This is a genomic window from Streptomyces sp. NPDC056161, assembly GCF_042268025.1.
Classification (GTDB): Bacteria; Actinomycetota; Actinomycetes; order Streptomycetales; family Streptomycetaceae; genus Streptomyces.
This window is the reverse complement of the sequence record NZ_JBHJUV010000049.1, coordinates 44,819-67,944: the sequence shown is the minus strand read 5'-3', so window position 1 is coordinate 67,944 and position 23,126 is coordinate 44,819. Positions and strand designations below refer to the sequence as shown.

Here is a 23,126-nt window from a genome sequence, read left to right as displayed (position 1 = left end):
GTGTCCCGACCGTTGATCGGGACACCGGGGATCGCCATTTCGTCCTGCCGACGGCCGCACCGAACGAATGCTTCTCGATCTCCCGCGGCCTGCCGGAGCGCGCAAAGGTCCCGGCACCAGGCCTGGGGGGCGGTGCCGGGACCGTTCACCGGCCGGCGGCTGTGCGCCGGTCGTCGCCTCAGAACGCGCTGTTGTTGCAGCTCATCGAGGAACCCATTTCGGTGGCCTGGGCGCCCGGGTTGCCCTCGCCGTTCAGGGCGTTGCCCAGCAGGCCGTTGAGCAGGCCGACCTCGCCGAGAACGTCAAGGTTCAGGTCGTGCGACTTGCAGTGGGAGCTCTGCTGGATGTTGAACTTGTCGCCGCCGTCGTCGCCGCCCCTGCCGTGGTCGGCGTGGGCCGTGCCGCCGACGAGTCCGATGCTGCCGAGCGCGGCGACCAGGACGGCGACGTTGCGAAGCTTGCGCATGTCATCTCCGGTGGAGTGAGTGGGTGCGATCTGTGGCAGATCGACTTTTTACAATTACGGGAGATTAGTATGAAAGGCCATAAAACGGGCATCGACGCGCCGCTTTTCTGATCGCGTAAAAGAAGCACCCGAAAGCCGTAGTGAAGGCCGACGGGCCCGGCGGTGGTGATGCTCGCCGGGCCCGTACCGTCCGTCGTCCCCGGTGGTCAGCGCTGTTGCGCGCTGGCGAGGGAGTTCGACTGGCTGTTGGCCTGGCTGCACTCGACGCCCCGGGTCTGGGCGGCGGCGAGCAGTGCGACCGGGACGTTCGCGTCGAGCAGGGACTGCGGGCTGCACTCCTGGTACGGACGGAACAAGTTGTTCTGGGTCACTGGGGCGCCCGCCGACGGCTGTTGGGCCTGCGGTGCGATCTGGGGGTTGATCTGCGGGTTCAGTTGGGGGTTGACCTGCGGGGAGACCTCGGTGCCCCGTTGCGGGGCCGGCTGCTGGGCCGGCGAGCCGTAGGTCTGCGCGGTCGCCTGGGCGGAGGCGGCCGAGGCGGCCTGGGCGTCCGGCTGTGAAACGGGGGGCGGCACGGCCCCGTTGTAGGCGGCGGGGGCGGCGGAGCTCGGGCCGGCGCCGACGGCGGACAGACCGCCGGCTGCCGCGACGACGAGCGCGACTTGGTGAAGCTTGCGCATGGAATCCTCGGCCCTTCGTTGACCTGTAGACGTCATTGACCTGGAGACGGAACCTGGTGAAATGGCTGACGGGGCGGCGTAGTTATCGCATTTCTTGCTGCTCTGTGCGGCTGCGCCGGTCCATCGTTCTTGGCCCGTGGGGAACGAAGTGCGCGCGGACGCAGATACGGGTGCCGGACCGTGGTCACCCATTTGCCGCAAGGGCGTACGGGCCGCAATGTCCGGCCGCTGGGCGGCAAATGGGTGACGGGTTTTCAGGTGCCGTGACCATGGCCGGGGAATCTTCGTTCCGACGGGGAGAGGGCAGCGACCGTAGGACCTGAAGAGGGATGAGGGAATTCGCTGCCGGCTCCGACGCGACGTCCGTGTGCAACTCAGGAGTACCACTGCTGACGGTGCGGTGCGAATATCGCACCGACCGCACGCGCGACCGCACTGAATGCAATGGATTTCCCTTTTCGGGTATCGAAGGGCCGAGGGTTTCATGCGCAAGCTTCACAGGGTCGCGCTCGTCGTGGCGGCGGCAAGTGGTCTGTCCATCGGGGGTGGCGTCAGCCATGCCGCCGACTCGTCCGTCGCGGGTGGCAGTGCCACTCCGGCGCCGGCTCCCGAGTACCCGGCTCCCCAGGCCGCGGCCCCGGCGCCGGCCCCGCAGGCCGCCCCGGCACCTGCCCCGCAGGCGCCACAGCAGACCGGTTACGCCGCCGCCTCGGCCTCCTCGCAGGGCTCGGCACAGTCGTACGCGTCGCCGTACCCGCAGCAGGCCGCTCCGTCGTACCCGCAGCAGGCTGCCCCGTCGTACCCGCAGCAGGCTGCTCCGTCCTACCCGCAGCAGGCTGCTCCGTCCTACCCGCAGCAGGCTGCCCCCGCGCCGCCGGCCCAGGTGGTGCCGCAGGTGATGCCGCAGGTCATGCCCCAGGTCGCCCCGCAGGTGGCCATGCCCCAGGCATTCGGCCCGGAGTCCCCGCTGCATGTCGCACCGCAGGTGAACCCGCAGATCAATCCGCAGCTGAATCCCCAGGTGAACCCACTGGTGGGCCCGCCGAGCGTACCGGGGCTGGCACCGGTCGGCCTGGGACAGGTCGCGGCGCCTCCCGTCGGCCAGCTCGGGCTTCCCCGGCTCGGCTGACGGCCCGCCCGTACTCGTCCCGCAATCCCGATCCGATCCGATCCGATCCGATCCGACTTGATCTGAACCGATCTGACTCGATCCGATCCGACCCGACGCGGACCCCGTCCGCTCGACCAACGGAGAACCCATGCGCAGGTTTCACAAGGCAGTCCTCGTCGGTGCCATCCTCGGCAGCGTCGGCACCCTCGGTGGCGGTACCGCCCTCGCCCACGGTGAGCGGGGCCACGACGAGTTCGACATCACGCAGGGCATCGAGTGCCGTTCGCACGACATGAACATCGAGGTGCTCGGCGGCGTCAGCGCCCTCACCGGCCTGGCCGGCAACCTGCTGAACGGCGAAGGGTCCCCGGGCGCGCAGCAGAGCCACCTCGGTTCGGACATGGGCTGCAACAGCCGGGCGTTCTGACCGGCGGCGCCGCCCCTCGGCCGCCGAACCCCCTGCGCCTCCGGGCCGCGCATCCCGTCTGCCGGTCCCGTCCACCCTCGTTCCCTTCCGGCGCGGGGCGGCTCGGAGGTACGCGCGTCGGAGAGCCCGGGTGCCCCTGGCGCCGGCGCCCGATCCGGCCGCCTCACCGGCGCGCGGAACTGCCCTTCTGCCGGGGCCTGTCGGACCGGACCTCCTCGGCCGGGCCCCGGTCGACGGGCCCCGTCCGGCCGGGGCCCGCTCTACCGGCGGGCGGACTCCAGCAGAGCCAGAGCCCCCCGGACGGCCCGGTCGTACGGCTCGGTGGAGGCCGCCGCCCGCGCGAGCGTGTGACCGCCCTGGACGACGGCCGACAAGGCGCTTGCGGTGCGCGCCGCGTCCAGGTCCGCGTCGAACTCTCCTTGGGCCTTGCCGTCCTCGATCACGGACACCAGGCAGGCGTGCAGGACCGCGAACGTCTCGCGTGCGGGCTCCCGGAGCCGTTCGTCCGCCGCGATCTCGGGATCGGCCCGTCACCCCATGACCGTACGTACACGTATGTATGTACGGCAATCGGCATGACCCCGCCCGCCTGGAGGGGGCGAGGCGCGAGGGCCATGTGCGGGCGCCTCTCCGCCTCCGTCGGGGCGGCCGGACCCGGGCCGGGCCGCATGGGCGTCCGCGCCGTTTCACTGGCTCCCGTCGCCGCACGGGGCGGCCTTCTCCGTCTGAGGTTCCTTGTCCTTCACGAGCGTGTCCTGGAACGGGTCCGCTCCCGAACCCTGTGCGGCCTTCCAGGACTTCTCCGTCAGCGGGGAGGGCCCCGGGGACAGACCCGTCAGGGAACGAACCCAGCTCCGGCCTCGGCTGTCGACGAAGGAGAGGCTGTCGACGTCGTAGCGGACGGTGTTCAGACGCTGCATCTTGAGCCCGTCCGGCGGCAGGCGCGGGATGGCCAGCAGGTGCTCCTCCGAGTACGTGACGACGGTGCACGGGGCGAGCACGTTCTCGGCCAGGTAGCGCTTGCCGGATCCGTTCCACGTGACGGCCAGGGCGACCGCGGAGACCGCGTCCGGTGACCTGTTCACGATGTGGATCGTGCGCGGGCCGTACGGTGGGTCCTCGGTCCAGAACGTGACCTGGGACGCCTGGTCCCGCTCCGCGGCCTTGTCGTTCTCGCGGGACTGCTTCAACTGGTCCCTGGAGACGGCGGCGTCGTAATAGGTGGCCACTGCCTGGGCGAAGAGGCCGCCGATGGCGGAGGCGACTCCGATCACCGTCGCGATCTGCGCCCAACTGCGCCCGCGCAGGCTCCGCCACACCCTGCTCGGCCACGGCACCCGTGCCTCCTCGTCGGGCTCCGGCTCCGGCTCCGGCTGAGGTTCGGCGACCCGTGCCCGGACGCGGGCCGGGGCCGTCCGCCGCCGGGCCAGGCGGATCCGGACACTGCGCTGCGGCTGATCGGTCACCCGTCCCCCTCTGATCGTCCGCGACGGACACGGTGGCACAGTCCGACCGAATTCGTGGCCCGTTCAAAGATCTGGCCGCAGGCCCGTGCGGCTCCGCCGGGGCGAGCGCCGTGAGTCCGGTCGTACCCCGGGATCGGGACGTGCGGCCCAAGCGGCGGCCGTGTCCGGCCAGCCACCATGGAGCAACCGGGCATCATGGAGAAACAGGGCATAACGGGTGGAGCTGGGTCATCGGGCCTCATGGAGGAAGAGGCCCAGAAGGATCGGACAGGAAGGTGGCGGGCGTCATGGTTGGCGCATCATGGACGACGCCGGGGGTCTTCACCGGCCGCGGTGGCGTGCGTACCGACGAGGCGGGGATCGTCACGGGCGATCTGACCGTGCACACCGCCTGGCACGGCAGAGCGGCCGATGTGACGGTCCGGTACACGGGCACGTCGACGTGGCTGACCATGACCGGCAGCCCGGTCCCCTGCCGTTCCGAGCGGCACAGCCGCGACCTGCACCAGGCGGCGGTGGCAGCCGTCCGGCTGGGCGGCGGCGCCACCGTCATGGAACTGGGTGCCGCTGCCTCTCCCTAGGCGGCGGGTCAGCCGAAGAACACCCCGAACTCGTCGTACAGCGACGGATCGACCGTCTTGATCCGGCCCGTGACGTCGGCGAGGGGGACGCGGACGATCCGGGTGCCGTCCAGCGACACCATGACGCCGAAGTCACCGTCCTTGACCGCGTCCACGGCGTGCAGCCCGAATCGCGTGGCCAGCCAGCGGTCGAAGGCGCTCGGGGTGCCGCCGCGCTGGACGTGCCCGAGGACGGTGGTGCGGGCGTCCGTGCCCGTGCGCCGCGAGATCTCCCGGGCCAGCCACTCGCCCACCCCGGACAGCCGGACGTGGCCGAACTCGTCCACCGAGTCGTCCTTGAGGATCATCTTCCCGTCCTTGGGGACCGCGCCCTCGGCCACCACGACGACCGGCGCGTAGTTGATCCGGAAGCGGCTGTTCACCCACCCGCAGACCTCGTCGATGTCGAACGGCCGCTCCGGTACGAGGATCACGTTGGCGCCGCCCGCGACCCCCGAGTACAGGGCGAGCCAGCCGGAGTGCCGCCCCATCACCTCCATCACGAGGGTGCGCATGTGGGACTCGGCGGTGGTGTGCAGGCGGTCGACGGCCTCGGTCGCTATGCCGACGGCGGTGTCGAAGCCGAAGGTGTAGTCCGTGCCCCACACGTCGTTGTCGATGGTCTTCGGCACGCCGACCAGGTCGATCCCCAGGCCGCTGAGCCCGGCGGCCGCGTTGAGGGTGTCCTCGCCGCCGATCACGACGAGCGCGTCCACGTCGTGCGCGGCGAGGGTGTCCTGCACCCGTCGAACCCCGTCCTCGTGCTGGAACGGGTTGGTCCGGGAGGAACCGAGGATGGTTCCGCCCCGCGGGAGGATCCCCCGCACGCTGGAGACGTCCAGCGGGACGACGCGGTTCTGGAGCGCTCCGCGCCAGCCGTCGCGCAGTCCGACGAACTCGAAGGCGTACTGCTCGATGCCCTTGCGGACGACGCTGCGGATCACCGCGTTCAGGCCGGGACAGTCCCCGCCACCGGTCAGTATGCCGACCTTCATGGCTTTCTCCCTTGCGTCAGTCACCCGTACGAACGGTCACCCGTACGACCGGCCACCCGGCTGATCAGTCACCCGGCTGATCAGTCACCCGGCTGATCAGTCACCCGTCAGGCGGGCCGCCGTCAGGCCGGTCGCCCGTCAGGCCGGTCGCCGTCCGATCAGCCGCCCGTCCGATCAGTCGTCCATCCGGCTGGGCGGCCTCCTCCCCACCTCTCCCTCCGGCTTCCCTCTCCCTCTTCCAGCCTCCGTCCACCTGCTCGGCCGTGCCCACTTCACACCGCGGGGCGGCGGGCGCCGATCACTCGGCACCCGCCGCCCTGCGACCCCTCACCCACGGCACGGCGTCCCGGTGCGCACCCCGCGCGGACGGGTTCCGTGCCGCTCGGTCACTCGTAGCCGAGGACCTTGAAGTCCTTGCTGACGAAGACGTGGTGCGGCCAGTTGATGCTGATGTTGTGCACCTCGTACTCGCCGTTGCTGAGCTGCACCACGCGGTCGGCGATGCCTCCGGGTACGAGGGCCTGCGCGGCCTTGGTGGCTTTGTACGCCGTGGTGCCGTTGACGATGGTGCCTTCTCCCTCGGTGTAGTCGGGGATCTGGCCGACCGACTTGTCGGGGGAGGGGGTGCCCTGCTGGAAGGCGATTACGCCGGCCGCCTCGGCCGCCGCGGCGCCGCCGTCGCCGCCGGGCTGGACGACGACGTGCGTCGCCGTGATCGTCGCGCTGTCGACCAGGCCCAGGACGAGGACGCTCTCGCCCTCCTTCACGATCTTCGCGGAGGCGTCGCGGTTCTTCTTCGTGTAGGTGGTCGTGGACGTCTCGTCGACGGTCACCTCCACACCCGTGGCCGTGGCGAAGGTGAAGCCGGAGTCGGAGACGGCGTCGACGATGCCGGTCGCGCCCCCGTCGGACGGGTCGGACCGGGAACCGCCGTCGGTCGGCGCGGCGGACGGCAGCACCGTCGCCGCGGTCGGGGTGGCCGCCGCGGCCGACGTGCTGATGCCGGCGACACCGGCCAGCGCGCAGGTGAGCCCGGCGGCCACGATCCACGCGCCCTTCTTCTTCGACAGCACGCGCGGCGCGCCGCCTCGGCGCGCCCGCGGGGCCGCGGTCGTCAGGGAGGCTCCGGCGGGCGAGTGGTCTGTCGGGTCGTTGTCGTTCATGAGGACGCTCCTCGGTCGAGGTCGAGTAGTCGAGTGGTCAGTGACGGACAACCCAGAGCGTGCTGGTCGGTCATGTGCGGGTGCTTTTGTTTCCCTGTGATTGTGTTGAGCGATCACTCGGCAGAACGTCGGACGAGTGCACGATCCGGGGCGTTCACGGACAGTTCCGTCGACGCCGCCGGATGCCTTCGCCGGACGTCTTCGCCGGACGTCTTCGCTGGACGTCTTCGCGGAACCGGCCGACGGCCGTAGCCTCGGGCCATGTCCGAGAATCCGGTGGCACGCTTCTACGACGACTTCGCCGACGACTACCACCTGATCTACGCGGACTGGGACGCGGGCGTCCGACGGCAGGGGAACGCCCTGCACGCCCTGCTGGGCCGGGACGGTGCGGCGGTGCTCGACTGCTCCTGCGGTATCGGCACCCAGGCCATCGGTCTCGCGCTGCGCGGACACCAGGTCACCGGGACGGACCTGAGCCCCCGCGCCGCCGCCCGCGCGGCCCGGGAGGCGGCGCGGCGCGATGTCACGCTGCGCACGGCCGCCGCCGACATGCGGCGGCTTCCCTTCACCGACGCCCGGTTCGACGCCGTGGTCTGCGCCGACAACGCCCTGCCCCATCTTCTGACGGAGCTGGACGTCGGTGCCGCGCTGGCGGAGATGCGCCGCGTGCTGCGTACCGACGGCCGGCTGGTGATCAGCACCCGCCCCTACGACGACCTGCTGCGCACTCGTCCCGTTTCGGCGCCCCCGCAACTCCACCAGCCGGTGGACGGGGGAGAGCGGACCGTCACCTTCCAGCTCTGGCACTGGCACGACGACGGCGAGCACTACAACCTGGAGCACTTCCAACTGCTGCCGGCGGACGGCGAGTGGCGCGTCCGGGTCCGCCGGACCGTCTACTGGGCCCTCGGACGGGAGCGGCTGGCCGGTCTCGTGACCGCTGCGGGGTTCGTGGATCCCATGTGGCGGATGCCCGAGGAGACGGGTTTCTTCCAGCCGGTGCTCACGGCGTACGCCGGCCGGTAGCCGGTAGCCGGTAGCCGGTAGCCGGTAGCCGGTAGCCGGTAGCCGGTAGCCGGTAGCCGGTAGCCGGTAGCCGGTAGCCGGGGCCGGGGCCGGGGGCTGGGAGCCGGTGGTCGGCCGTCGGCGGCAGTGGCCGTCGGTCACACGGCGATGGACTGGTACTCGGTGTAGGCGCTCAGCCCCACCGCGCCGTACTCCCGGCCGAAGCCACTGGCCTTGAAGCCGCCGAAGGGGGCGCGCATGTCACGGGACGCGCCGTTGACGGAGAACGTGCCCGTGCGGATGCGGCGGGCCACGTCGAGTCCGTGCTCCGGGTCGGCGGTCCACACGCCGCCGGACAGGCCGTAGGCGGAGTCGTTGGCGAGGGCGACGGCCTCGTCCTCGGTGTCGAAGGGGATGACCGCCAGGACCGGGCCGAAGATCTCCTCCTGGGCGATCTTCATGGAGTTGGCGACATCGGCGAAGAGGGTCGGGCGCACGTAGAAGCCCTTCTCCAGGCCCGGGGTGTCCGGTGCGCCGGGGCCGCCGACCACCACGCGGGCGCCCTCGGCGAGGCCGGCCTCGATGTAGGACTGGATGCGCTGCTGTTGTGCCTGCTTGACCATGGGGCCGATCCAGGTGCCGGGGTCCGAGGGGTCGCCCACGGTGAGGCCGCTCATCATGGCGGCGACGGCGTCGACGACCTCGTCGTAGCGGCTGCGCGGGGCCAGGATGCGGGTGTGGGCGACGCACGCCTCGCCGTTGTTGCCCAGCGACAGGCCCTTCAGGCCCGCCGCGACCCGGTCCACGTCCGCGTCCGGCAGGACGATGGACGCGGACTTGCCGCCGAGTTCCAGGCTGACGCGCTTGAACTGCTCGCCGGCGACGGCGGCGATACGGCGGCCTGCCGCGGTCGAGCCGGTGAAGGCGACCTTGTCGATGCCGGGGTGTCCGATCAGGTACTCGCTGACCTCGCGGTCGGCGGGCAGCACGCTGACCACGCCCTCGGGGAACCCCGCCGCGGCCAGGATCTCGCCGAGCAGCAGACCGTCCACGGCGGTCTCGGGCGACGGCTTCAGGATGACCGCGCAACCGGCCAGCAGTGCCGGAATGATCTTGACCAGGGCGGACTGGTGCGGCGCGTTCCACGGGATCACCGCCGCTACGACTCCCACGGGGGCGCGGCGCACCACGGTGCGGTGGCCGTCCTGGGCGGGCAGGTCGGTCTCCCAGTCGAAGCCCGTCGCGACCTCGATGAAGTCGTCCACGAAGTCCTTCAGGCTGTGCTGCATCCACGTGGTGAACCACGTGGCCGAGCCGTTCTCCGAGGTGATGAGCGCGGCCAGTTCGTCGGCGCGCGCGGAGTGCAGCTCGTTGAAGCGCGCGACCACTTGGCGGCGTTCCTCGGGTGAGAGCCGCGGCCAGGGACCGTGGTCGAAGGCCGCGCGGGCCGCGGCCACCGCGCGGTCCACGTCGGCGCGGGACGCCTCCGGCACCACACCCACCGGGGACTGGTCGTGCGGGGAGCGCACCCGCAGGACGCCGGTGCTGGCGGGGGCGGTCCAGACCCCGCCCACGAGCAGCTTGTCGTACGTGATCACGATGTCCTCCCAAACCGGCCCGGCATTTAGCCGAACGTCGTTCTCTTACGGCCGACTGTAACAGAACGTCGTTCTCTTATCGAGTGCGGCCGGTATCCTGGCCGCAGTGACACGGCGAGCGGCACAGCCGGGGGGCGGTGGAGAGAGGGCCATGAGCGAGACCGGGCAGGGGTTCATCCGCGCGCGCAGCCCGGAGAACCGGGAACTACGCAGACAGTCGATCCTGGACGCGGCCGGGCGTCTGCTGGGCAAGGCGCAGGTCGCCGACATCACCCTGCGCGACATCGGCCGGGAGGCGGGGATCGCCACCTCGAACGTGCTGCGGTACTTCGAGAACCGCGAGGCGGTGTTCCTGGAACTCCTCAACCGGCAGTACCGCGCCTGGCTGGACTCGCTCCCGGCGGACCTCGCGCCCGCCGACGCGGCGGCGGAGGGCGGCGTGGCGGCGGAGGGTGACGGGCCGGCCGCGGCGGCACGCCGGTTCGCCGACGCGTACGCCGCCTCGCTCGCCGCCCGGCCGGTGCTGTGCGAGTTGGCGAGCGTGCTGGCCAGCGTGCTGGAGCGGACGGTCTCGGTGGAGACGGTCCGTACCTACAAGCGCAACGCGCTGGCCAACAACGACCGGCTCGCCGACATCATCCACGCCCGCGTCCCGGGCCTGGACCGGGCGGCCGCGAAGGAACTGGCCTCGGCGACCAACGTGCTGATCGCGGGACTGTGGCCGCTCGCCCATCCCGGACCCACCGTCGCCGCGGCCGTGGAGGACCCCGCGCTCCTCGCCGCCCACGTCGACTTCCCCGCCCGCTACAGCCGCATGATCGAGCTGCTCACCACCTCGCTGCGGGGCCCCGCCGTCTCCTGATCCGCGCGCGGGCCGGCCGACGGCCGGGTGCCAGAACGGTCCGGCCGGGCCGACAGGACCGCCGGGTCGCCGGGCCGACGGGGTCGCCGGGTCGACAGGGCCGACAAGGCCGCGGGGTCCCGGGCGGAAAATCAGCGGCAAAGGCGGAGCAAAAGGGCGGGAAAGTGAAGCGGGGTCAGAGAGGTCGGGGGATCTGAGGCAACATCTTGGTGAACGGTGGGCGCCGCGCGGCCGGGCGTGGCCGCCGCCGTCGGCCGGATGGGGTGAGAGACGTGGTGGAGCCGAGGATCGCCGTCGCCGTGGTGACCATGGGGAACCGTCCCGCCGAGGTCGATGCCCTGCTGGAATCCGTGGCCAAGCAGGACCTCGCCCCCGCCCGGATCGTGATCGTCGGAAACGGGTGCCGGCTGCCCGAGTTCGCCCGGCGGCTCTCACTGCCCGGCGAGGTCACCACCGTGGACGTCGAGGAGAACCTGGGCTGCCCGGGGGGCCGCAACGTCGCGCTCGCCCGGCTGCGGGAGTACGGCGACACCGATGTGGTCGTCGAACTGGACGACGACGGGCTGCTCGTCGAGGCCGATGTGCTGCGCCGCGTGCGGGACCTGTACGCCGCCGACCCCCGGCTGGGCATCGTCGCCTTCCGCATCGCCGACGAGAGGGGGGAGACCCAGCAGCGGCACGTGCCCCGGGTCGGCACCTCCGATCCGCTGCGCGGCGGCTACGTCACCGGCTTCCTCGGCGGCGCGCACGCCCTGAGCATGGCGATGCTGGCCCAGACCGGGGACTGGCCCGCCGAGTTCTTCTTCGCGCACGAGGAGACGGACCTGGCGTGGCGGGCCGCCGATGCCGACTGGAAGATCCTCTACGCGCCCGCACTGCTCCTGCGGCACCCCAGGACCTCACCCGCCCGGCACGCCATCTACCACCGGGTGACCGCCCGCAACCGGGTCTGGCTGGTCCGGCGCCGGCTGCCCCTCCTGCTGATCCCGGTCCACCTCGCGGTGTGGATGCTGCTCACCCTCGTCCGCACCCGGTCGGTGGGCGGGCTGCGGGCCTGGTTCGGCGGGTTCGTCGAGGGGGTGCGGCAACCGGCCGGCGAGCGTCGGCCCATGCGGTGGCGGACGGTGTGGCGGCTGACCCGGCTGGGGCGCCCGCCGGTCGTCTGACGGGTGCCGGATCCCCGCTCACTTGGCGTCCGCGTAGCACTCCACCACGGCCGTCGTGAACGGAAACCGCACCGGGGTCTCGCCGAAGGTCAGCTTCCCCGCCAGCTCCGCCGCCTCCGCGATCGCCGCGACGACGGTGTCGGCCTCCTCCTGCGGACAGTGCACGATCACCTCGTCATGCTGGAAGAACACCAGTTCGGCAGCCAGTTGCGCGCAGGTTCTGCGGAGCGCCGCGAGCAGTAGCAGGGCCCAGTCGGCGGCACTGCCCTGGACGACGAAATTGCGCGTGAACCGGCCCCGGGCGCGCGCGTTGGTGGAGGCGTACCCCGGCACCCAGCCCTCGTCGGGCTGCTCGCCCGGGTCGTCGTCCTGGGGGAGACCCGCCTCGTCGGCGGCCCCGGCCCCGGCCGCCGGCGGGCAGGTCCGGCCCAGCCAGGTCCGCACCAGCCGGCCCTCCTCACCGGCCCGCGCCGCCTCGTCGACGTACGCCACCGCCCGGGGGAAGCGGCGTCTGAGTGCGGCGAGGTTCTTCAGGCCGTCGCCGGAGGTCTGGCCGTAGACCGCGCCGAGCACGGCGAACTTGGCCTGCTCGCGGTCGCCGGAGAAGGCGTGGTCGGAGACGGACTGGTACAGATCGGCCGGGCGCCCGGCCACCTCCATCAGGCCGGGATCGCGGGAGATCGCGGCCAGCACGCGCGGTTCCATCTGGTCGGCGTCGGCCACGACGAGCCGCCAGCCGGGGTCGGCGACCACCGCCCGCCGGATCACCTTGGGGATCTGGAGCGCGCCCCCGCCGTTGGTCACCCAGCGCCCGGTGACCGTCCCGCCCGCCAGGAACTCGGGCCGGAACCGCCCCTCCCGCACCCAGTCCTGAAGCCACGTCCAGCCGTGCGCCACCCAGACGCGGTACAGCTTCTTGTACTCCAGCAGCGGTGCGACCGCCGGGTGGTCGACGGACTCGATCTCCCAGCGGCGCGTGGACTTCACCTTGATCCCGGCCTGCGCGAACGCCTTGAGCACGTCGGCGGGCAGATCGGGCCGCACCCGCCGGCCGAAGGCGACCGACACCTCGTCCGCCAGCTCGGCCAGCCGACGCGGTTCGCCCCCGCCCGGATACCGCTCCCCGAGCAGGCCGTCCAGCACCTCGCGGTGCACGTCCGCCCGCCAGGGCAGACCCGCGTGGTTCATCTCGGCGGCCACCAGCATCCCGGCCGACTCGGCCGCCGTCAGCAGCCGCATCCGGTCGGGGTGGGCCGTCCTGGTGTGCCGGCGCTGCTGGTCGCCGTAGACCGTGAGCAGGTCGTCGAGCGACAGGCGGGCGCCCTGCGGCTCGAACAGCGGTGACTGCGCGCCGGGTTCGGCCGGGCGCAGCGGCGGATCGGGCGGTACGGGACCGCCGCGCAGCCGGGCCAGGGCGGCGGCCGCCGAGCGTGGCTCGCCGTGCCGCCCCTCATGGCCCAGCAGGAGTGTTTCGGCGTCCTCGATGTCGTAGCACCTGTCCACTCGCACCCCCGTGGCGAGCAGACGGGGATACACCTCGGGGGTCGACCGCCACACCCAGCGCGTCACCTCCGGCCGGTCCCGCACCGCCTCGGCGAGATCTGGCTCCCGCCGGACCGGACCGGCGGGCAGCCCGTCCGGGCCGAGGGGGGCGACGTCCACGCCTCCGTCCTCGGCCGGAGCGAGTGCCCACCGGTCGGCCATGTCGCAGAGTGTGGCAGGCAGGTCTGACAATCCGCCGTGACCTGCCGTTTCAGTCGTCCTTCTGGTCCGGCTGGTCCTTCTGGTTCGGCTGGTTCGGTTCGGTCTGCAAAACGTCCCGCAGCTCCGTCCGTTGCCGAACCAGCACCTCCAGTACCTTGGCGATGTACTGCTCGCTCGTCGCCTTGGTGATGCCGAGGCCGTTGAGCACGCCCTGGCCGTTCTCGTGCTCCAGCAGGGCCAGCAGGATGTGCTCGGTGCCGATGTAGTTGTGGCCGAGGCGCAGGGCCTCGCGGAAGGTGAGCTCCAGGACCTTCTTGGCGCCCGCGCTGTACGGGACCAGCTCGGGTGTCCGGCCGGCGGCGGGCGGGAGCGCCGCGCGCGCCGCCGCGCCGACCTCCTCCAGCGACACGCCCTGGGCGGTGATCGCCTTCGCGGCGAGGGCGTCCGGCTCGGTGAGCAGCCCGAGGACGAGGTGCTCGGGCAGACCCTCGGTGCCGCCGGACTCCTTGGCCTCGGCGTGGGCGGCCATCACCACGTTCCGGGCGCGCACGGTGTAGCGGCTGAATCCCTGGTTGGGGTCGAGGTCGGCCGACTCCTTCGGTACGAAGCGCTTCTGCGCCGCCTGCCGGGTGACCCCCATGCTCCTGCCGATGTCGGTCCAGGAGGCGCCCGAGCGCCGCGCCTGGTCGACGAAGTGGCCGATCAGGTGGTCCGCCACGTCGCCCAGGTGGTCGGCGGCGATCACCGCGTCCTGGAGCTGGTCGAGGGGTTCGGTGTGCACCTTCTTGATGGCGTCGATGAGGTCGTCGAGGCGGATAGACGTGTTGCCCTCGGGTTGGGTCGTCATGTGTCAACCTTAGGTTGACGCCCGGTGGGCGTCAACCGCGAGTTGACAGTGTTCCGGGTTCTGTTGAGGTATGTCGGTCCCCTGTCGGTCCCCTGCCGGTCCCCTGCCGGTTCCGCTGCCGGGTTTCCGGGCGGAAGCAGGACGAACCGGCGGCCAGACGGCGGGAGTTGTCCACAGGGTGTGGACAGTGCGGCCCGTTGTCGGCGGCGCGTGGCACGATCGACGGGTGAGCAGCAGTACGACCAGCACCGTGGAGCGAGCCTTCCAGGCGGCCCTCTACGACGGCACCGATTCCGGACTCGACACCGGCGCGTCCCTCCTCGCGGCCGATCCCGCCGCGGACGCCGAACTCGCCCGCCGCGGCGCGGAGTTCGTGGCGGCGGCCTGGCGGCGCGGCTGGCAGCCCGCCGACGTCGTCCGGATGGTTCGGCGGGACCTGGAGGACGGGCACGTCCGGTTGACCGCGGTGCTGATCCGCGCCCAGGCACCGGCCGACCGCCCCCGCGGCCCGCGCTGGGCGGCACAGCTCGCCGCCCTCCCAGCCGCCCCGGCGCGCGAGGCGGACCGCTTCTCGCACGCCACCGCCGTCCTGGAGCTGTACCGGCTGCTGCTGCGCCTGCCCGCCCTGGAGCCGCTGGCGGACCCCCCGAGCACGCCACGGGGTCCGGGCACTCCACAGGGACCGGGCAATTCGGGGGAGCCGCACGGGACGGCGGCACCGGACCGGGGGCGCCCGGCCGCCCGCATGCTCTCCCGCATCCGCGCGCTGCTCGCCAAGGCCGAGGCGACCGGGTATCCGGAGGAGGCGGAGGCGCTGAGCGCGAAGGCGCAGGAGCTGATGGCCCGGCACAGCGTCGACGAGGCGCTGCTGGCGGCGGACGCACCCGCTCCGGACGCGCCCGGGGCCTGGCGGATCGGCGTCGAGCCGCCGTACGAGCAGGCCAAGGCGGTGCTGTTGGACGCGGTCGCCACGGCGAACCACTGCCGCGCCGTGTGGGACGAGTCGCTCGGCTTTTCCACGGTCGTCGGTTTCGCGGCCGACCTGGAGGTGGTCGAACTGCTCTATACCTCGCTCCTGGTGCAGGCCACGCGCGCGATGGCCAAGGCGGAGGCGGCGCAGCGGGCGGGCGGACGGAAGCGGACCAAGACCTTCCGGCAGTCGTTCCTCGCGGCCTACGCCCACCGCGTCGGCGACCGCCTCACGGCCGCCGCCGCGACCCAGGCCGGCCCGGACCTGCTCCCGGTCCTGGCCACCCGGCAGGTCGCGGTCAGCGAGCACCTGGAGCGCATGTTCCCGCGGACGGCCTCGACCCGCCTGCGCGGCGTCAGCGACGCGGCGGGCTGGACGGAGGGCCGACGGGCGGCGGACCGGGCCCAGGTGAAGGCCCGCCCCGGACTGGAGTGAGCACGGCAGGGCCGCCGGACGCGCCGGGTCTCTGGATCCGCCGGGTCTCCGGGCGCGCCGGGTCTCCGGGCGCGCGGGGTCCCCGGACACGCCGGTTCGCCGGACACGCCGGTTCGTCGGACGGCGGCGGGGCCGCCGGACGTGGCCGGGTCCCCGGATCCGCCGGGTCCCGAACCCGCCAGGTCCCGGCCCCGCCGGGCGGAACCCGGCGGGTCCCGGCATCATCGCCCGTCTGTGCCCAGCACGGCGGCGAGGAGCCCGGGGAAGCGGGCATCGAGATCGGCGCGGCGCAGCGCCATCAGACGGGCCTTGCCCGCCCGCCGGGTGCGGGTGATCCCGGCTTCGCTGGCCGTGGCGCTGCCCGCCTTCGTACGGCTCACCGGGGAGCAGCCACGGCTGCGGTTCAGCCACCGCGGCCTGGAACTCGCCGCCATCGGCGGGTTCCTGCTGCTCGCGGGTACGGCGGAAGCCCTCGCTCCGTTCCGCGCCACCCATGCCACCGCGATCGTCGAATCCCTCGACGAGGCCCTGGCCATCACCGAGGAACACGGCGGAGCGATCCTCGACGGACCCGACGAGGTGCCCACCGGCCGCAACGTGACCGTGCGGCTGCCCGGCGGCGCGATCGTCGAGTACGTGGAGTTCCACGAGGAGGCCCGTTCGGCGCGCGCGTGAGCCGCCCGGACGTCTCGTACGTACCCGGAAGGAAGGCACAGGGCCGCGGGCAGGGACCGGGCGCGGCCACCCCGGAGGGCGAGTCGCGGCCACCCCGGAGGCGAGTCGGCGGGCGGATCCGGCGGCGAGTCGGCGGGCGGATCCGGCCGGCGCGCGCTCCGTGCTCACGCGCGCCTGGACCTCCTCCCTCCCCCGCGCCCGCACCACGCCCCCCACGCGCGCGGGCCCGCCCGCCCCGGCGTCTCCCGGTCTCAGTCGCCGCTCTGCTGGAAGGCGCCGACGGAGGCGTTCGGGGTGTTGTCCGAGCCGCCCTTGCCCGCGACGGGGCCGTACGACCACGGGAAGCTCTCGGCGTCCTTGGCGCCGGGCAGGCTGATCTCCACCGTCTTCGCCGCCAGACTGGTCCCGTCGCCCGCCGCACCGCGCACATAGCTGATCGTGAAGGACGCGAAGTCCCCCTTGGCGAGCTTCAGCTTCTGGGCCTTCGCGCCCTGGGCCACGGGGACGGCGACCTTGCTGCCGCCCGTGACCAGTACGACGTCGGGGAAGTCGTCCAGCGTGCACGGAGCGCTCTGGTTGGTGATGCTCACGGGCACTTCGCCGGTGTCACCGGCGCCCGGGGCCACGCTCGCCGAGCCGATCTGCACGGACACCCCGCCGATGGCGCAGGCCGAGTCGCCCTTGCCGTTCGTGGCGCCGCCCCCGTCGTTGCAGGCGGTCAGGGTGAGGGCGGCGGCGAGGAGGGTGACGCTGAGCGGAATGACGCGCATGTGTGTGGATCCCTGTCGAGGTCGTGACGGTGTACCCAGCATCATCACGCGTGGCGCGGCCATCCCGTCACGCGCCCCTCCGGATCGCGGGCAGGAGCCCGGCCTTGGATCAGAAACCGAGCCTTTGAAGAACCAGGCTCTCAAAAACCGACATCCGCACGGATCGAGAACCTTCACGAACCGACAGTGCGCCGAAACCGGGCCCTTCGCGAACCGAACCTTCGTGAAGGGGCCCGCCCTTCGCGAACCGGTCCGGGCTCTTGAACCGATCCGCCCCCTCGCGAACCGGCCCGGCCCCCGCCCACCGAACCGGCCCGGCAACGACCGAACCGGCTCGGCCGTCACCCACCGAACCGGCTCGGCCCTCGCCCACCGAACCGGCCGTCAAGAACCGAGGTTCGCCGTCGGCAGGCCCGCCGGGAGCTTGCCGCCCTCCGCCTTGGTGTAGGTCTCCGTGCCGAGCTTGCCGGACCAGGTCACCTTCAGGTTGTCCCCGGCCACCGAGTCGACCATCCCGGTCTCGCGGTCGCTGCTGCCGTCGGTGCAGGTCAGGTGGATCATCTGCATGCCCGACTCCTCGCCGGCGGTACCGCTGCACACGGACCCGCCGGTCGTGAAGAGACCGGCCTGCTTGCCGTTGACCACCAGCGCCACGGCCTTGCCGCCGTTCGTGGTGAGCCAGCTGCCCTGCAAGGTGCCGCCCGAGGCCGTGGCGCCGGCGGTGGCCGACGCGGACCCCGTGGCCGCGGACGTGCTCGACCGCGGCGTGGTGTCGTCCGCGGAGTCGCCGCCGCCGCACGCGCTCAGCGTGAGCGTGCCCGTCAGTCCCGCGGCCGCCGCCGCGATCCGCACCGTCCTAGTCGCCCAAGTCACTGGAAGCTCCCAAGCTGTAGCCGGTCTGCCGAACGACCGCAGCAAGCTATCAGGACCTACCAGGAAGACTTCCGTACGCCGGGCAGGTGTCCGCGGTGCGCCTGCTCCCGCAGGTTCACCCGGGACAGGCCGAAGGTCCGGAGGTAGCCGCGCGGGCGGCCGTCCACCTGATCACGGTTGCGCACGCGGGTGGCGCTGGCGTCGCGCGGCTGGCCGCGCAGTTCCCGCTGGGCGGCCAGCCGCTCCTCCTCGGTGCTGGACGGCCGCCGGACGATCTCCTTCAGTTCGGCCCGGCGGGCGGCGTACCGGGCGACGGTGCGCCGCCGCTCCTCGTTCTTCACGATCTTGCTTTTCTTCGCCATATCGGTGCTCCGTCCCCCTCAGACCTTCACTCCGCGCGCGCGGATGCGCGCCACCGCCGCCTCGACGCCGATCACGTCGACGGTCCTGATCGCCTTCGTGCTCAGCCGCAGCCGTACGTAGCGGCCCTCGCTCGGCAGCCAGTAGCGCTTGGTCTGGATGTTCGGGTCGAAGCGGCGGGACGTGCGCCGATGGGAGTGGGAGATGCGGTTGCCGAAGCCGGGTCGTGCGCCGGTCAGCATGCAGTGCGCGGACATGGGTGACGTACCTCTCCTCGTCGCCAACTGTTAATGGAAGTCATTTTCAGTAAGATAGCAGCATGGCTCGCAACGAACTCCGTCCGGTCATCAGACTCCGTTCCACGGCCGGGACCGGCTACACCTACGTGACCCGCAAGAACCGCCGCAACGACCCCGACCGCATGACCCTGCGCAAGTACGACCCGGTCCTCGGCCGGCACACCGACTTCCGTGAGGAGCGCTGACCACCATGCGTAAAGGAATCCATCCGGCCTACGGTCCCGTGGTCTTCCGGGACCGGGCCGCGAACCACGCCTTCCTCACCAGGTCGACGATGACCAGCGAGAAGACCGTCGAGTGGGCGGACGGCAACACCTACCCCGTCGTGGACGTCGAGATCTCGGACGTCAGCCACCCCTTCTACACCGGCACCGCGCGCGTCCTGGACACGGCGGGACGCGTCGAGCGCTTCGAGCGGCGGTACGGGGACCGGCGGCAGAACGGGAAGCGGGGCGGCGCGTGAGCCTCCCGGTGGCGATCGTCGCGGGGCTGCACGCCGACGCCCGCAGGGCGGCCGTGGCCCGCCTCCTCGCCGACGTGCCCGGCAGCGTCGTACTCCACCACGACCTGGAGACGGCCGCGGCCGGCACGGTGGTGCGGTCGGTCCGGGACGCCGGCGGGCTGCTGGACGTCGGCGAGGCGCCCCTCGTCAACGACTGCGCGTGCTGCGCGCTGCGCGAGGACCTGGTGCCCGAACTGCGCCGGCTCGCCCGGGACGGGCACACCCGGCTCGCGGTCGTCGAACTGTGGGACTCCGTCGAGCCCAAGGCGATGGCGGAGGTGGTCACGGCGGGCGGGTTCACCGTCACCGGCGTGATCACCGCCGTCGACCCGGCACTCGTGCTGCCGTACCTCGGCAACGGCGACGACCTCGCCGAACGCGGACTCGCGGCGGCGGCCGGCGACCAGCGCACGGTCGCCGACACCTTCGCCCGCCAACTGGAGTACGCCCCCGTGCTCGCTGTGGCCGATTCCCCCGAGGCCGACGACGAGGACCGCGAGTTGTTGTCCCAGCTCCATCCGACGGCCCGCCGGATCCCGATCCCGGACGACCGGCCGCGGCACGAGGCCGAAGGACCGCCGGAGGCGGACACCGTGGACGCGTCAGACGCGACGGACGCGGCGAACGAAGCCGACGCCACGAACGCACCACGCACGCCGAACGCACCGCGCACGCCGAACGCACCGCGCACGCCGCGCACGCCGCGCACGCCGAACGCACCGCGCACGTCGAACGCGTCGAACGCACCGAACGCACCGCGCACGTCAGGCATCTCGGCGAGACCCGCCGACACCCGTCCCCTCTCGGCGCTGGCGCGCGCCGCCCTCGCCGGATTCGACGTGGAGGCCGCCGCGGCGGCCCAGCACCCGGCCTGCGCCCGGCTGCCCGCGGAGGCCGACGCGCACGGGGTCGCCACCTTTGTCTACCGGCGGCTCCGGCCGTTCCACCCGGAGCGGCTGTACGCGGCGCTGGAGGACGTGACCTGCGCCGCCGCCCGCAGCCGGGGGCGGTTCTGGCTCGCCGACCGGCCCGACACGCTGCTGCACTGGGACGCGGCCGGCGGCGCCCTGTGCGTGGAGGGCGCGGGGCCGTGGCTGGCATCGCTGCCCGACGCCGCCTGGGACCTGATCCCGCCGGTGCGGCGGGCTGCCGCCGCGCTGGACTGGCACCCGGAGCACGGTGACCGCTGCCAGCACCTGGTCTTCACCTCACCCGGCCTCGACCGCGACGGACTGGCGCGGTTGCTGGAGTCCTGCCTGCTGACCGACGCCGAGTACGCCGCCGGGCGCGAGGCGTGGAAGCTGCTGCCGTCCGCCTTCGACACCCTCCTGGAGGTCTGACCGCCATGCGCCGGAAGAGTGTGCACAAGCCCGCCGGGAACCGGGCCAACCCGCTGGACCGGGCCGGGGTCGAGTACATCGACTACAAGGACACCGACCTGCTGCGGAAGTTCATCTCCGACCGCGGCAAGATCCGCAGCCGCCGGGTCACGCACGTCACCGCGCAGCAGCAGCGGCTCCTGGCCCGCGCGATCAAGAACGCCCGGGAGATGGCCCTGCTGCCGTACTCCGGATCCAGCCGCTGAGCGCACCCGGCCCGCCGTGACGCCGGCCGAGACGCCGGCTGTGACGCCCGCCGTGACGCCCGCCGTGACGCCGGCTGTGACACCCCCCACACAAACAGGTAGGAGATTCCCTACGATTGACGTGTAGGGAATCTCCTACCTATTGTCGGGCGCATGAACATCACACACGCCTCCTTCGTCACACTCCCCGTCACTGACCAGGACCGGGCCCTGCGCTTCTACACGGACGTGCTCGGCTTCCGGGTCACCGCCGACCTGGACATGCCCCAGGGCCGCTGGCTCCAGGTCGCCCCCGAGGGCGCCCAGACCGTCTTCACGCTCTCCGGGCCGGGCATGGGCGGTTTCGAGCCCGGTTCGACCCGGGGGATCATGTTGGTGACGACCGATGTCGACGCCGACTGCGCGCGGCTCGCCGAGGCGGGCACCGACGTGCAGGGCCCGGACGAACTCCCGTGGGGCCGGATGGCCTCCTTCCGGGACCCGGACGGCAACGGTCTGATGCTGCTCACCGAGGCTCAGTCCTAGGCGGGATAGGCGGGAAGGGACGGAAGGGGAACGCATGACGACGACCGGGGTCCGCGAGGACGCCGAGGACCGCGTCTTCGCCGCGCTCGCCAACGCCACCCGGCGCGAGGTGCTGCGCCTGCTGCGCGACGGCGGACCCCAGCCCGTCCAGGCCCTGGCCGACCACTTCGCCATGCGGCGCCCCAGCCTCTCGGAACACCTCAAGGTGCTCCGGGAGGCCGGCCTGGTCTCCGAGGAGCGCTCCGGCCGGCAGCGCATCTACCGCCTGGAGGCGGCACCGCTCGCCGCGTTGCAGGACTGGCTCCACCCGTACGAGCGGTTCTGGCGCGACCGCCTGAAGGGGCTCGGCGAACTGCTCGACCGCCTGCCCGACGAGGGCCGCCCATGAGCACGCCCGCCCCGGACGGCGACGCCGACGACCTCACCACCGTCCGCGTCGACCAGTTCCTCCCGCACCCGCCTGCCAAGGTCTGGCGGGCCCTCACCGAACCCGGTCTGCTCGTGCAGTGGCAGATGCCCGGCTCGGAGGACTTCCGCCTCGAAGTCGGCCACCGGTATCGGATGACGTCCGTCCCGCGCCCCAATTCCCGCTTCTCCGGCGTCGTCGACGTGCAGGTTCTCGCCTACGACGTCGAGCGGATGCTGTCCGTCCGGTGGACCGACGCCGACCCCGCCGATCCCGCGGACTGGACCATCACGTGGACACTGGAACAGGAAGGGCGCGGTACGCGTCTGTTCCTAGTGCACGAGGGGTTCGATCCGGACGACCCGGCGCAGATGATGGCGCGGAAGATCATGGGCGGGGGCTGGCGCACGCATGTCATGCGGAGTCTGGGGCACACGCTTGAGGTACTTCGGTAAAGGGGGCGTCAAAGCTGTAACCGGAAGGGCACCTTCCGTGCACGTGCATCTGCCCATGCACCTGCACATGATCGGGGTTATGATCCCGGTCAGTCGACCACTGCATCAATGGCCACACCAGCCAGTGCACCAGCGGGGAGCAACTTGTGAACCTCGACGTTGACGGCGTGTACGGGGGGTACGACGTGTACAACGGCATGGCTGCCACGCAGCTGGACGGAGTGGCCTGGCAGAAGAGCAGGTACAGCAACTCGCAGGGTTCCTGCGTGGAGTTCGCCCGGCTGCCCGGCGGGGACGTGGCGGTGCGCAACTCGCGCTTCCCCGACGGTCCCGCGCTCGTCTACACGCGCGCGGAGATCGAGGCGATGCTGCTCGGGGTCAAGGACGGCGAGTTCGACCACCTGATAGCGAGCTGACGCGGGCGCCCTGCGCGGGCGTCGTTCAGGGCCGGGGCCGCGCCGGCCGGGGGAACGCGCGTAGACGGCCGACCCCGGACGGCGCCGGTCGCGTCAATCGTCCTGCGGGAGCCGGAACATCGCCCAGACGACCTTGCCGCTGAGGGTGCCCGCGAGCGGGTGCCAGCCCCAGCTGTCGCTGAAGGACTCGACGAGGAACAGGCCGCGCCCCGACTCGGCCACGTAGTCCTCGGAGGTGTGCGTGACCGGGGTCTCGTGGCTGGGGTCGCGCACCGCGCACACCAGCCGTTCGGTCCAGCGCATCAGGTGCAGCCGCACCGCCACGGACGGGTCGGTGCCGGGGTCGCCGGGCAGCGCGTGCCGCAGGGCGTTGGTGACGAGTTCCGAGACGACCAGGCATATGTCGTCGAAACGGTCGCCGACGTCCCACTGGTCGAGGGTGCCACGGGTGAACCTGCGGGCTTCGCGGACGGCTTCGTACCGGGGCGGCAGGGCGCAGGAGGCGGCGCTGGCCACGGCCGCGGGATCCAGTGGAGGAAGCCCCTGTCGTAGCGGCTTGAGCATGGTCGATCCATTCGTCCCCATGCGAGGCACTCCCGGGAATTCGCGGTCGTTGCGATGCAGCGGTGGCGCGGGACCATGGTTTCGGATGCGCTGGGCAGATGCAAGGGCAGATGCACGTGCACGCGACCGAAATGGGCCCTCACGTACTACTTGTTGGCCATTTTTTCCGCCAACCTCT

At 72.2% G+C, this 23,126-nt stretch carries 30 protein-coding genes; 16 read left to right on the top strand and 14 right to left on the bottom strand.

Features of this window, described 5'->3' with window-relative positions:
- Nucleotides 1-178 precede the first annotated feature (178 nt).
- Together ACFC09_RS34675 and ACFC09_RS34670 are read right to left on the bottom strand one after the other, a co-directional pair.
- Nucleotides 179-466, bottom strand: a complete 288-nt coding sequence (locus ACFC09_RS34675; protein WP_376534965.1) for a hypothetical protein — start codon at nt 464-466, stop codon at nt 179-181.
- A gap of 206 nt (nt 467-672) precedes the next feature.
- Nucleotides 673-1,146, bottom strand: a complete 474-nt coding sequence (locus tag ACFC09_RS34670) for a hypothetical protein (protein ID WP_376534963.1) — start codon at nt 1,144-1,146, stop codon at nt 673-675.
- A gap of 484 nt (nt 1,147-1,630) precedes the next feature.
- Here ACFC09_RS34670 and ACFC09_RS34665 point away from each other — a divergent pair, with 484 nt between their 5' ends.
- Together ACFC09_RS34665 and ACFC09_RS34660 are read left to right on the top strand one after the other, a co-directional pair.
- Nucleotides 1,631-2,275 (top strand): hypothetical protein, encoded by a 645-nt coding sequence (locus tag ACFC09_RS34665; RefSeq protein ID WP_376534961.1) that lies wholly within the window; start codon nt 1,631-1,633, stop codon nt 2,273-2,275.
- 130 nt (nt 2,276-2,405) lie between these two features.
- A complete protein-coding gene (locus tag ACFC09_RS34660; RefSeq protein ID WP_376534959.1) occupies nt 2,406-2,684 on the top strand; it encodes a hypothetical protein in 279 nt (92 codons plus the stop codon).
- A gap of 260 nt (nt 2,685-2,944) precedes the next feature.
- Here ACFC09_RS34660 and ACFC09_RS34655 read toward each other — a convergent pair whose 3' ends face one another.
- Both ACFC09_RS34655 and ACFC09_RS34650 read right to left on the bottom strand, forming a co-directional pair.
- The gene (locus ACFC09_RS34655) at nt 2,945-3,199 is read right to left on the bottom strand and encodes a TetR family transcriptional regulator C-terminal domain-containing protein (protein ID WP_376534976.1); all 255 of its coding nucleotides are present in this window, start codon (nt 3,197-3,199) and stop codon (nt 2,945-2,947) included.
- Nucleotides 3,200-3,370: 171 nt separating this feature from the next.
- Entirely contained in the window at nt 3,371-4,150 is a 780-nt protein-coding gene (locus ACFC09_RS34650; RefSeq protein ID WP_376534957.1) for a hypothetical protein, read from the bottom strand.
- 287 nt (nt 4,151-4,437) lie between these two features.
- Here ACFC09_RS34650 and ACFC09_RS34645 point away from each other — a divergent pair, with 287 nt between their 5' ends.
- Nucleotides 4,438-4,731, top strand: coding sequence for a hypothetical protein (locus ACFC09_RS34645; RefSeq protein ID WP_376534955.1), 294 nt, complete (start codon nt 4,438-4,440; stop codon nt 4,729-4,731).
- Nucleotides 4,732-4,739: 8 nt separating this feature from the next.
- Here the strand turns inward: ACFC09_RS34645 and ACFC09_RS34640 are convergent, their stop codons facing one another.
- Both ACFC09_RS34640 and ACFC09_RS34635 read right to left on the bottom strand, forming a co-directional pair.
- Complete coding sequence (locus ACFC09_RS34640) at nt 4,740-5,765, bottom strand: 6-phosphofructokinase (RefSeq protein ID WP_376534953.1); 1,026 nt, start codon at nt 5,763-5,765, stop codon at nt 4,740-4,742.
- A gap of 386 nt (nt 5,766-6,151) precedes the next feature.
- Nucleotides 6,152-6,928 (bottom strand): hypothetical protein, encoded by a 777-nt coding sequence (locus ACFC09_RS34635; protein ID WP_376534949.1) that lies wholly within the window; start codon nt 6,926-6,928, stop codon nt 6,152-6,154.
- Nucleotides 6,929-7,189: 261 nt separating this feature from the next.
- Between ACFC09_RS34635 and ACFC09_RS34630 the strand changes: the two genes are divergently transcribed.
- On the top strand, nt 7,190-7,957 hold the full coding sequence (locus tag ACFC09_RS34630; RefSeq protein ID WP_376534947.1) for a class I SAM-dependent methyltransferase: 768 nt from the start codon (nt 7,190-7,192) through the stop codon (nt 7,955-7,957).
- A gap of 137 nt (nt 7,958-8,094) precedes the next feature.
- On the opposite strand, the gene ACFC09_RS34625 is transcribed toward ACFC09_RS34630, so the two are convergent.
- Nucleotides 8,095-9,534 (bottom strand): aldehyde dehydrogenase, encoded by a 1,440-nt coding sequence (locus tag ACFC09_RS34625; protein ID WP_376534945.1) that lies wholly within the window; start codon nt 9,532-9,534, stop codon nt 8,095-8,097.
- 151 nt (nt 9,535-9,685) lie between these two features.
- On the opposite strand from ACFC09_RS34625, the gene ACFC09_RS34620 reads away from it, so the two are divergent.
- On the top strand, nt 9,686-10,396 hold the full coding sequence (locus ACFC09_RS34620) for a TetR/AcrR family transcriptional regulator (protein WP_376534943.1): 711 nt from the start codon (nt 9,686-9,688) through the stop codon (nt 10,394-10,396).
- Nucleotides 10,397-10,668: 272 nt separating this feature from the next.
- Nucleotides 10,669-11,562 carry a glycosyltransferase family 2 protein gene (locus ACFC09_RS34615; RefSeq protein ID WP_376534941.1) on the top strand — a complete coding sequence of 298 codons (894 nt, stop codon included), beginning with the start codon at nt 10,669-10,671 and terminating at the stop codon, nt 11,560-11,562.
- Between the two features lie 18 nt (nt 11,563-11,580).
- Here ACFC09_RS34615 and ACFC09_RS34610 read toward each other — a convergent pair whose 3' ends face one another.
- Both ACFC09_RS34610 and ACFC09_RS34605 read right to left on the bottom strand, forming a co-directional pair.
- Nucleotides 11,581-13,266, bottom strand: a complete 1,686-nt coding sequence (locus ACFC09_RS34610; RefSeq protein WP_376534939.1) for a bifunctional 3'-5' exonuclease/DNA polymerase — start codon at nt 13,264-13,266, stop codon at nt 11,581-11,583.
- A 49-nt stretch (nt 13,267-13,315) separates the two neighbouring features.
- Complete coding sequence (locus tag ACFC09_RS34605; protein ID WP_376534937.1) at nt 13,316-14,113, bottom strand: Clp protease N-terminal domain-containing protein; 798 nt, start codon at nt 14,111-14,113, stop codon at nt 13,316-13,318.
- A gap of 226 nt (nt 14,114-14,339) precedes the next feature.
- Here ACFC09_RS34605 and ACFC09_RS34600 point away from each other — a divergent pair, with 226 nt between their 5' ends.
- Both ACFC09_RS34600 and ACFC09_RS34595 read left to right on the top strand, forming a co-directional pair.
- Nucleotides 14,340-15,518, top strand: coding sequence for a DUF2786 domain-containing protein (locus ACFC09_RS34600; protein ID WP_376534935.1), 1,179 nt, complete (start codon nt 14,340-14,342; stop codon nt 15,516-15,518).
- A 309-nt stretch (nt 15,519-15,827) separates the two neighbouring features.
- Nucleotides 15,828-16,193, top strand: a complete 366-nt coding sequence (locus ACFC09_RS34595; RefSeq protein WP_376534933.1) for a hypothetical protein — start codon at nt 15,828-15,830, stop codon at nt 16,191-16,193.
- A 251-nt stretch (nt 16,194-16,444) separates the two neighbouring features.
- Here ACFC09_RS34595 and ACFC09_RS34590 read toward each other — a convergent pair whose 3' ends face one another.
- From ACFC09_RS34590 to rpmB, 4 genes are all read right to left on the bottom strand, one after another.
- Complete coding sequence (locus ACFC09_RS34590; protein ID WP_376534931.1) at nt 16,445-16,963, bottom strand: DUF4232 domain-containing protein; 519 nt, start codon at nt 16,961-16,963, stop codon at nt 16,445-16,447.
- Nucleotides 16,964-17,347: 384 nt separating this feature from the next.
- Nucleotides 17,348-17,836 (bottom strand): hypothetical protein, encoded by a 489-nt coding sequence (locus ACFC09_RS34585; RefSeq protein ID WP_376534929.1) that lies wholly within the window; start codon nt 17,834-17,836, stop codon nt 17,348-17,350.
- A 56-nt stretch (nt 17,837-17,892) separates the two neighbouring features.
- Entirely contained in the window at nt 17,893-18,198 is a 306-nt protein-coding gene (gene rpsN, locus ACFC09_RS34580) for a 30S ribosomal protein S14 (protein WP_376534927.1), read from the bottom strand.
- An 18-nt stretch (nt 18,199-18,216) separates the two neighbouring features.
- Nucleotides 18,217-18,453, bottom strand: a complete 237-nt coding sequence (gene rpmB, locus ACFC09_RS34575) for a 50S ribosomal protein L28 (protein WP_376534925.1) — start codon at nt 18,451-18,453, stop codon at nt 18,217-18,219.
- Nucleotides 18,454-18,515: 62 nt separating this feature from the next.
- Here rpmB and rpmG point away from each other — a divergent pair, with 62 nt between their 5' ends.
- The 8 genes from rpmG to ACFC09_RS34535 all read left to right on the top strand — a co-directional run bounded on the left by rpmG (nt 18,516) and on the right by ACFC09_RS34535 (nt 22,384).
- Nucleotides 18,516-18,680, top strand: a complete 165-nt coding sequence (gene rpmG / locus ACFC09_RS34570; RefSeq protein ID WP_376534923.1) for a 50S ribosomal protein L33 — start codon at nt 18,516-18,518, stop codon at nt 18,678-18,680.
- 5 nt (nt 18,681-18,685) lie between these two features.
- Entirely contained in the window at nt 18,686-18,958 is a 273-nt protein-coding gene (locus ACFC09_RS34565) for a type B 50S ribosomal protein L31 (protein WP_376534921.1), read from the top strand.
- Nucleotides 18,955-20,337, top strand: a complete 1,383-nt coding sequence (locus tag ACFC09_RS34560; protein ID WP_376534919.1) for a GTP-binding protein — start codon at nt 18,955-18,957, stop codon at nt 20,335-20,337. Before ACFC09_RS34565 ends, ACFC09_RS34560 begins: the two co-directional genes overlap by 4 nt.
- A gap of 5 nt (nt 20,338-20,342) precedes the next feature.
- Complete coding sequence (gene rpsR / locus ACFC09_RS34555) at nt 20,343-20,582, top strand: 30S ribosomal protein S18 (RefSeq protein ID WP_376534917.1); 240 nt, start codon at nt 20,343-20,345, stop codon at nt 20,580-20,582.
- 153 nt (nt 20,583-20,735) lie between these two features.
- The gene (locus ACFC09_RS34550) at nt 20,736-21,107 is read left to right on the top strand and encodes a VOC family protein (RefSeq protein ID WP_376534915.1); all 372 of its coding nucleotides are present in this window, start codon (nt 20,736-20,738) and stop codon (nt 21,105-21,107) included.
- Nucleotides 21,108-21,141: 34 nt separating this feature from the next.
- Nucleotides 21,142-21,495 carry an ArsR/SmtB family transcription factor gene (locus ACFC09_RS34545; protein ID WP_376534913.1) on the top strand — a complete coding sequence of 118 codons (354 nt, stop codon included), beginning with the start codon at nt 21,142-21,144 and terminating at the stop codon, nt 21,493-21,495.
- The gene (locus ACFC09_RS34540; RefSeq protein WP_376534911.1) at nt 21,492-21,968 is read left to right on the top strand and encodes an SRPBCC domain-containing protein; all 477 of its coding nucleotides are present in this window, start codon (nt 21,492-21,494) and stop codon (nt 21,966-21,968) included. The genes ACFC09_RS34545 and ACFC09_RS34540 overlap by 4 nt, the downstream gene beginning before the upstream one ends.
- A 197-nt stretch (nt 21,969-22,165) precedes the next feature.
- Nucleotides 22,166-22,384: a DUF397 domain-containing protein gene (locus ACFC09_RS34535; protein WP_376534974.1), complete on the top strand. Its 219-nt coding sequence runs from the start codon at nt 22,166-22,168 to the stop codon at nt 22,382-22,384.
- A 93-nt stretch (nt 22,385-22,477) separates the two neighbouring features.
- Here ACFC09_RS34535 and ACFC09_RS34530 read toward each other — a convergent pair whose 3' ends face one another.
- On the bottom strand, nt 22,478-22,969 hold the full coding sequence (locus tag ACFC09_RS34530; RefSeq protein WP_376534909.1) for an ATP-binding protein: 492 nt from the start codon (nt 22,967-22,969) through the stop codon (nt 22,478-22,480).
- Nucleotides 22,970-23,126: the final 157 nt, after the last annotated feature.